Source organism: Peribacillus sp. NPDC060253, assembly GCF_042727425.1.
Lineage (GTDB): Bacteria > Bacillota > Bacilli > Bacillales > DSM-1321 > Peribacillus.
The window spans coordinates 20,925-27,457 of sequence record NZ_JBHXAS010000065.1; the positions used below are offsets into that span (position 1 = coordinate 20,925).

At 39.1% G+C, this 6,533-nt stretch carries 6 protein-coding genes; 1 reads left to right on the forward strand and 5 read right to left on the reverse strand.

What is annotated here, in order from left to right; translation table 11 throughout:
• Window positions 1–12 precede the first annotated feature (12 nt).
• A complete protein-coding gene (hflX, locus tag ACFWE9_RS16790; RefSeq protein WP_230159526.1) occupies window positions 13–1,266 on the reverse strand; it encodes a GTPase HflX in 1,254 nt (417 codons plus the stop codon).
• 166 nt (window positions 1,267–1,432) lie between these two features.
• Between hflX and ACFWE9_RS16795 the strand changes: the two genes are divergently transcribed.
• Window positions 1,433–2,041: a trimeric intracellular cation channel family protein gene (locus tag ACFWE9_RS16795; protein ID WP_230159525.1), complete on the forward strand. Its 609-nt coding sequence runs from the start codon at window positions 1,433–1,435 to the stop codon at window positions 2,039–2,041.
• 37 nt (window positions 2,042–2,078) lie between these two features.
• On the opposite strand, the gene spoVK is transcribed toward ACFWE9_RS16795, so the two are convergent.
• From spoVK to ACFWE9_RS16815, 4 genes are all read right to left on the reverse strand, one after another.
• The gene (spoVK, locus tag ACFWE9_RS16800) at window positions 2,079–3,035 is read right to left on the reverse strand and encodes a stage V sporulation protein K (protein WP_230159524.1); all 957 of its coding nucleotides are present in this window, start codon (window positions 3,033–3,035) and stop codon (window positions 2,079–2,081) included.
• Between the two features lie 405 nt (window positions 3,036–3,440).
• Window positions 3,441–3,674: an RNA chaperone Hfq gene (gene hfq / locus ACFWE9_RS16805; protein ID WP_034313436.1), complete on the reverse strand. Its 234-nt coding sequence runs from the start codon at window positions 3,672–3,674 to the stop codon at window positions 3,441–3,443.
• 3 nt (window positions 3,675–3,677) lie between these two features.
• A complete protein-coding gene (gene miaA, locus ACFWE9_RS16810) occupies window positions 3,678–4,598 on the reverse strand; it encodes a tRNA (adenosine(37)-N6)-dimethylallyltransferase MiaA (protein ID WP_230159632.1) in 921 nt (306 codons plus the stop codon).
• Between the two features lie 543 nt (window positions 4,599–5,141).
• Window positions 5,142–6,464 (reverse strand): sensor histidine kinase, encoded by a 1,323-nt coding sequence (locus ACFWE9_RS16815; protein ID WP_230159523.1) that lies wholly within the window; start codon window positions 6,462–6,464, stop codon window positions 5,142–5,144.
• Between the last annotated feature and the right edge of the window lie 69 nt (window positions 6,465–6,533).

Consider the following 6,533-nt stretch of genomic DNA (forward strand, 5'->3'; position numbering starts at 1 on the left):
AAAAATTCCCCTTTATAATGAAAATTTCTCTAGCTGCCCGGTTAATGGATGATCAGCTAGACAAAAACCTTTGCATTCATATCTTTCCGTTTCTTCATTAAAGGAGAGAGTGCGCAATATGGTTTCATTCTTTAGCTGTGATAATAGTTTACCCTCACTCGAAGGAAGGAAAACATAATATGGGACCATTTCTTCAATCACGTACTTTTCAATTTCTTCCATGATATGATTCAGGTCCGATGGTTCATAAGCACTGATCAATAAAGAAGGATGATTGGAAGACCTTACAAAATCAGCGTGAACCTTATCCTTCTTATTATACAACGTTAGCTGTGGAATGGAAGGGACTTCTAAGTCATTTAGCAAATCATGCACCGTTTTCTCATGATTAAAGTAATCGGCACTTGAGGAATCGACCACATGGAGCAACAGATCCGCTTCTTTCACTTCTTCCAGAGTCGAGCGGAACGCGGCGATTAAGGATGTCGGCAAATCTTGTATAAAGCCAACCGTATCCGTCAACAGCACGGTAAAGCCGCTGGGGAGAATGGCTTTTCGTGTCATGGGGTCCAGTGTAGCGAACAACTGGTTCTCTTCGAATGAATCCGCCTCCGTCAAACGGTTGAACAGCGTTGATTTACCTGCATTGGTATATCCTACTAGTGCAATTTGGAAGGTCTTATTCCGTTTCCTTCTATCGCGATAGCGTTCTCGGTGCTTCACTATGCTACTTAATTGTTGCTTGATTTCATCAATCTTGCCTCGAATGTGACGACGGTCGCTTTCAAGCTTCGTTTCTCCTGGACCCCTTGTTCCGATTCCGCCCCCAAGCCTGGACATGGCCGTTCCCTGTCCGACTAAACGCGGCAATAGGTATTGGAGCTGAGCAAGTTCGACCTGCAGCTTCCCTTCTCTGGAACGCGCACGCTGAGCAAATATATCTAATATGAGCTGCGTCCGATCAATGATCCTTGCCTCCAATTGTTTCGAAAGGTTTCGAATCTGGCTCGGGGATAGTTCATCATTAAAGATGAATAAATCCGGCTCCAGCTCCTCTTCCAGATTCCGAAGCTCCTCCACTTTGCCTTTTCCTATATATGTAGCCGGATCGATGGTTTCCCTTTTCTGGGTTATGGTTAGTAATACCTCAGCATTCGCCGTCTTCGCCAACGAAGCCAACTCATCAAGTGAATAATCAAAACGTTCATTAGCTTCTGTTGTTTGACACCCTATCAACACGGCTTTTTCCTTTATTCGTCCTTCCAAATCATGCACCACCTTCTCGAAGATTTCAGTTAATCATAACAAAAAATTCGCACTTATAAAACTTTCCTGAAAACTAAGCTTTTACCGTTTTAAAAAGTCCATAATCATGCTAAAATCAAGTTTGACTTTAACATCAAATTTGAGAAGACATAGAGGGAACATTCATATGACATGGGAAGTATTAAGTTTCATAGGTACAATAGCATTTGCCATTAGCGGGACCATCATTGCCATGGAAGAAGAGTATGATATTTTAGGAGTTTATATTTTAGGAATCATAACGGCCTTTGGCGGAGGGGCAATTCGGAATCTACTGATAGGCGTCCCCGTTTCAACGTTATGGAATCAAAGTTTTTATTTCACCATTGCTATAATATCCATCACCATCGTTTTTGTTTTTCCTACAATCCTATCAAAACATTGGGATAGATGGGGAAACTTCAGTGATGCCATTGGCCTTTCAGCTTTTGCTATCCAAGGCGCAATGTATGCCGTAGAACTTAATCATCCAATAAGTGCCATCATCGTATCAGCAGCATTAACCGGATGCGGCGGAGGAATAGTCCGTGACGTGCTGGCCGGAAGAAAGCCATTGGTCTTCAGAAAAGAAATTTACGTAGTGTGGGCCATCATTGCAGGCTTAGCTTTAGGAAGCGGAGTATTATCCCAGTCATGGCAGCTTTATATGCTCTTTGTCGTCATCACAATATTACGAGTCCTTTCTTACACTTATAATTGGCACCTTCCCAATAAAAAATGGGTGCCGAAAACATAAATTTGAAAAGCCCGCCATTTTGGTGGGCTTTCCTTTGTCATTCTTTCTCATCATCCTCAAAAATCAAATCTTGGCTGGTAAGGGTCAGTAAATCGGCTTTTTCAAACGAATCCTCCAGTAAAAGCCGCATTGCCTGCACCCTAATCGACTTTTCAAGTACATTGCGGATATAACGGCCGTTAGAGAATGAAATCGATCCTCGAAATGAACGTAATACGATTAAGTGATCTTTTAATTTCCTTTCAGCATCCCGATTCATTAAATATTCCCTTTCCTGCAGCATACGATCAGCTATCTCCATTAACTGATCAATCGTATAATCCGGAAAGTCTACAACAAGCGGGAACCTGGAATGAAGGCCAGGATTAAGGCTGAGGAAATAATCCATTTCCCGCGAATACCCAGCAAGAATTAAAATGAATTCATGTTGGCGATCTTCCATATGTTTAACAAGGGTATCTATGGCTTCTTTACCAAAATCCTTTTCTCCGCCTCTTCCCAAAGAATAGGCTTCATCAATAAATAAAATCCCGCCAATGGCTTTTTTAATTAAATCCCTAGTTTTTTGGGCAGTATGACCAATATATTCCCCGACCAGATCTGCCCTCTCCGCTTCAATTAAATGCCCTTTTGAGAGTACATTCATTTTTTGAAACAACTTCCCGATTAAACGTGCAACCGTTGTTTTCCCTGTTCCAGGATTTCCTTTAAACATCATATGCAGTGCTTGACGGCCGGTCTTCAGCCCTTTTGCCTCACGCTGCTTGTTGATGTAAATCCAGGCATATATCTCTTTGATCATCCGTTTCATTTCTTCCATTCCTACCAGCGATTTAAGTTCATCTTCAATTTCCTTCAATGCTACATGCTGGTGGGGGATTTCTTGCACCAAAATTTCTTTTATCGGCAGATCCTTTTGTAGCGCTTTTCTGTTTTCCGCATTAAACACAATATTGATTTGCCCGTTATTTTTCATACGGATCGGTTGTTCCAATGCATTCACCTCTCCATCTTGGACCCCTAACTCCACAATTTCATTCGATTTATGATGGCATAGTCATAGGTAGCTTAGCCATAACTAAACCCATCGAAAATTTCCCCTAATTACTTTTTGGTATTCCAAAAATCCCTTATAATTTGCCATATTCTCTTTCAAAAGACGCCTTATTCTGACAGAATACTTCCCTCAGAAAAATATTTACGACAAGTACTCTTCCGATTCGGCAATTTATTTGCTGTGATGTCATTTCCTGCGGTTTCCCGGAAAATAATCCGTCCATTAATATATATTCAATATAGATACGTAAAATTATCGATTCTTTGAAAAAGAAACGAGCAAAGCAAACAAAAAAAAACAGGTCGCTATAAGCGAAACCTGTTTTTACATTCATATATATGATTATTCCTTCACCTCGTAATCAATTTGAACATTACGTTGTGGAGCGAATGTAGAAATCGCATGTTTATAAACTAACTGTTGTTTGCCCTCTGATTCAAATAAAACGGTAAAATTATCGAACCCTTTAACTTGACCTCTAATCTGGAAACCATTTAATAAAAATACCGTCACATACGTACCGTCTTTTCTTAATTGATTAAGAAATTGATCTTGAATATTTACTGATTGTTTCATGTATTAGTCCTCCTCTTTTCTCTCTAATTTTATGTATTCGCCTTCATTGAAAAGCTTTCCTGCAATAAATCCAGATATTTCATGTATTTTTTTTGGAAAGCCTTCGAGATCGGTCATATTAAACCAAATCACATCCATTTTGTTCCGAAACCAAGTTAATTGTCTTTTGGCGTATCGACGAGAGTTTTGCTTTAAAGTTTCCACTGCTTCATCCAATGAAGCTCTTCCTTCAAAATAATCATAGATTTCTTTATAGCCTATAGCCTGGATTGATTGGCAATCCCTCAATCCTTGTTCATAAAATGACTTCACCTCTTGAATTAGCCCTTCTTCTACCATCCCATCAACACGTTGATCGATACGTTGATATAATTTTTCACGTTCCATTGTCAAGCCAATGATGCACGTATCGTATTTCAATTCTGTAGGCTGATCATTCAGCTGCTCACTCATCGTACTACCTGTACAATGGAAAATCTCAAGTGCCCTGATTACCCGTCTTACATTATTAGGATGAATCCGATTTGCACTTTCAGGGTCGACCTTGCGCAATTGCTCAAAAACAGGATTGATTCCGAACTCCCTTACCTGTTTTTCCAGTCCAGCCCTATAAACGGGGTCTGATGGAGCTTCCGAAAATTGATAATCATAAATGACTGATTGTATGTATAATCCTGTTCCACCGACGATAATAGGGAGTTTACCTCTGCTTTGGATGTCCTCGATACAAGCATTAGCGCGCTCCTGGAACTCAGCTGCACTAAATGGTTCATCCGGATCCTTAATGTCCAGTAAAAAGTGCGGAATTCCTTCTGTTTCTTCATTCTTGATTTTTGCAGTCCCAATATCCATTCCTTTATATACCTGCATCGAATCTCCGCTAATAATTTCACCATTAAATAACTTAGCCATCTCGATGCTCATTTTTGTCTTGCCAACAGCAGTCGGTCCAATGATGACGAGAAGTTTTCCTTTTTGTTGTTTCACACTCTCACTGCCTTATATGATTTTTTTCCATCTTATCATAATCTCGATGAAAGCAGCTAAACATCTTCCCATTATGTCCATTTGCCATTCTTTTATTCACTTCTTTTTAAGGAAAGGCATTAAGGTAAGGTTGTCTTAAGGTCACTTTATTTACATTCATTTTTAACCTGCCAAAACGGTTGTTTTTGCATAAGAAGATTATAGAATTTGAAACATCCAATTTTTGATCATTGCTATTAACTCTTCATTAATAAGGCTTCATTTTCATAAACAGGACTTTACTAGGTACACGTACTTTTTTGGACAGATGATTGATTATTTGAGGAATGAATTTGCTGTAAGATAGATGTGGTCACGATGCTTCAATACCCTGGTCATAAAAAAAAGGAATGATTCCTTCTATATTATTAGGAATCATTCCTTTTAGGTTTTCAGCACCCTTTTTATGGACTTTTTATTGTGCTTCCCTTTGAAAATGAATCAGCCCATTTTTCCATTTACAGGTATAATCATCGTAATGGAAGTCTGCTTCTCATTAGACTGTACTCGAATCTCTCCATCATACCTGTCCACTAAGTCTTTAACGATAAACAAGCCTTGCCCGCGAACCTTGCCCTTTTGTGCCTTTTTGGTTGAAAATCCGCTAGCGAATATATTCTCCTGGTCTAAGGCGGAAATCATTTGACCGGTGTTCGTGACCATAAACGTATACTTTTCCTCATCCGCTATACAGGCAATTTTCATTCGGCGTTCTTGCTCTGGCAATTCAATCGTTGCCTCAATGGCATTATCTATGACATTTGATAACAATTTTATCAAATCGATTGTTTTGACCCTGTTGAACGAGTTAGATGAAATATCAAGCTCAATATCGATGTTATAATTCTGCGCGGAGAGCCTTTTAGTCTCTAACAGGACAGATAGGCCTGGATGGATTACATCCAACTTCATCGATGCAATCGAATGCACTTCTTTTGAGAGCCCGGTTAAATAATCGAGTGCTTTAGCGTTCTCTTCTAATTTAAGAAGGCCGTGTATCACCTGAATATGATTGGAAAAGTCATGCCTTAACGAATGGACCGAAGCAATAAGCGATTGAAATTCCGATTGATATGTATCCTCCGTATCCCCCACTTCACGTGTCAGTTCTTTTTGATACCATTTTTGAATGACAAAAAAGGTTACCAGCAGCATAATAACAAATCCCCCGTTATAAACCAGGATGGCAATACTGCTTTTCAATACTTTTTCATTAATGGAATTGATATCCTCAGCACTAACATCAATACCTAAAAAACCAATAATCTTACCACCTTGATCTTTCATTGGCACTCCGACAGTCAAATAATCCCCATATTCCGGATCCTCTAGAATCCCAGTAATAAAGCTTTTGCCTTCATAGGCCTGTTTCACCTGCTTGGCTGGTACAGTACATACCCCACCAATAGGAAAATCCCCTTTATGATCTTTAGAAAAGCCAGTAATCATGGCCTTTGATACTACCGGATTATCTACCTTAATGGTATAAACATACAAAGCTCCGATTTTTTCACGGGCATCCTCTAAGTAAGCTTTAATATCCTCATATTCCCGGCTCTTTACTTGGTTATTAAGAAATCGTTGATAGGCCTCTATATCCATTGAGTCGGCAATGGACCTAGCAGCTACCAAGTTTTGATTGGCAACGGATTTTTGAACAGAATTTTTAATACTTAAATAAGTAGAAAACATATTTAGGAGAATGAAAACAATTAATAAAAGAATGGTCAAATAAAGAAATGCCCTTAACTTTTTATTTTTCATAGGATTAAACTTACCTCATCTCTAGCAGCTAAAAGTTAACGAACCTATTGTGAGTTTACTATATAAAGG

Excerpts from the sequence above, each read along its gene's own strand:
- ACFWE9_RS16795 (WP_230159525.1), top strand. The coding sequence starts at position 1,433 with ATGACATGGGAAGTATTAAGTTTCATAGGTACAATAGCATTTGCCATT.
- hfq (WP_034313436.1), bottom strand. The coding sequence starts at position 3,674 with ATGAAACAATCAGTAAATATTCAAGATCAATTTCTTAATCAATTAAGA.
- miaA (WP_230159632.1), bottom strand. The coding sequence starts at position 4,598 with ATGAGCATCGAGATGGCTAAGTTATTTAATGGTGAAATTATTAGCGGA.
- ACFWE9_RS16815 (WP_230159523.1), bottom strand. The coding sequence starts at position 6,464 with ATGAAAAATAAAAAGTTAAGGGCATTTCTTTATTTGACCATTCTTTTA.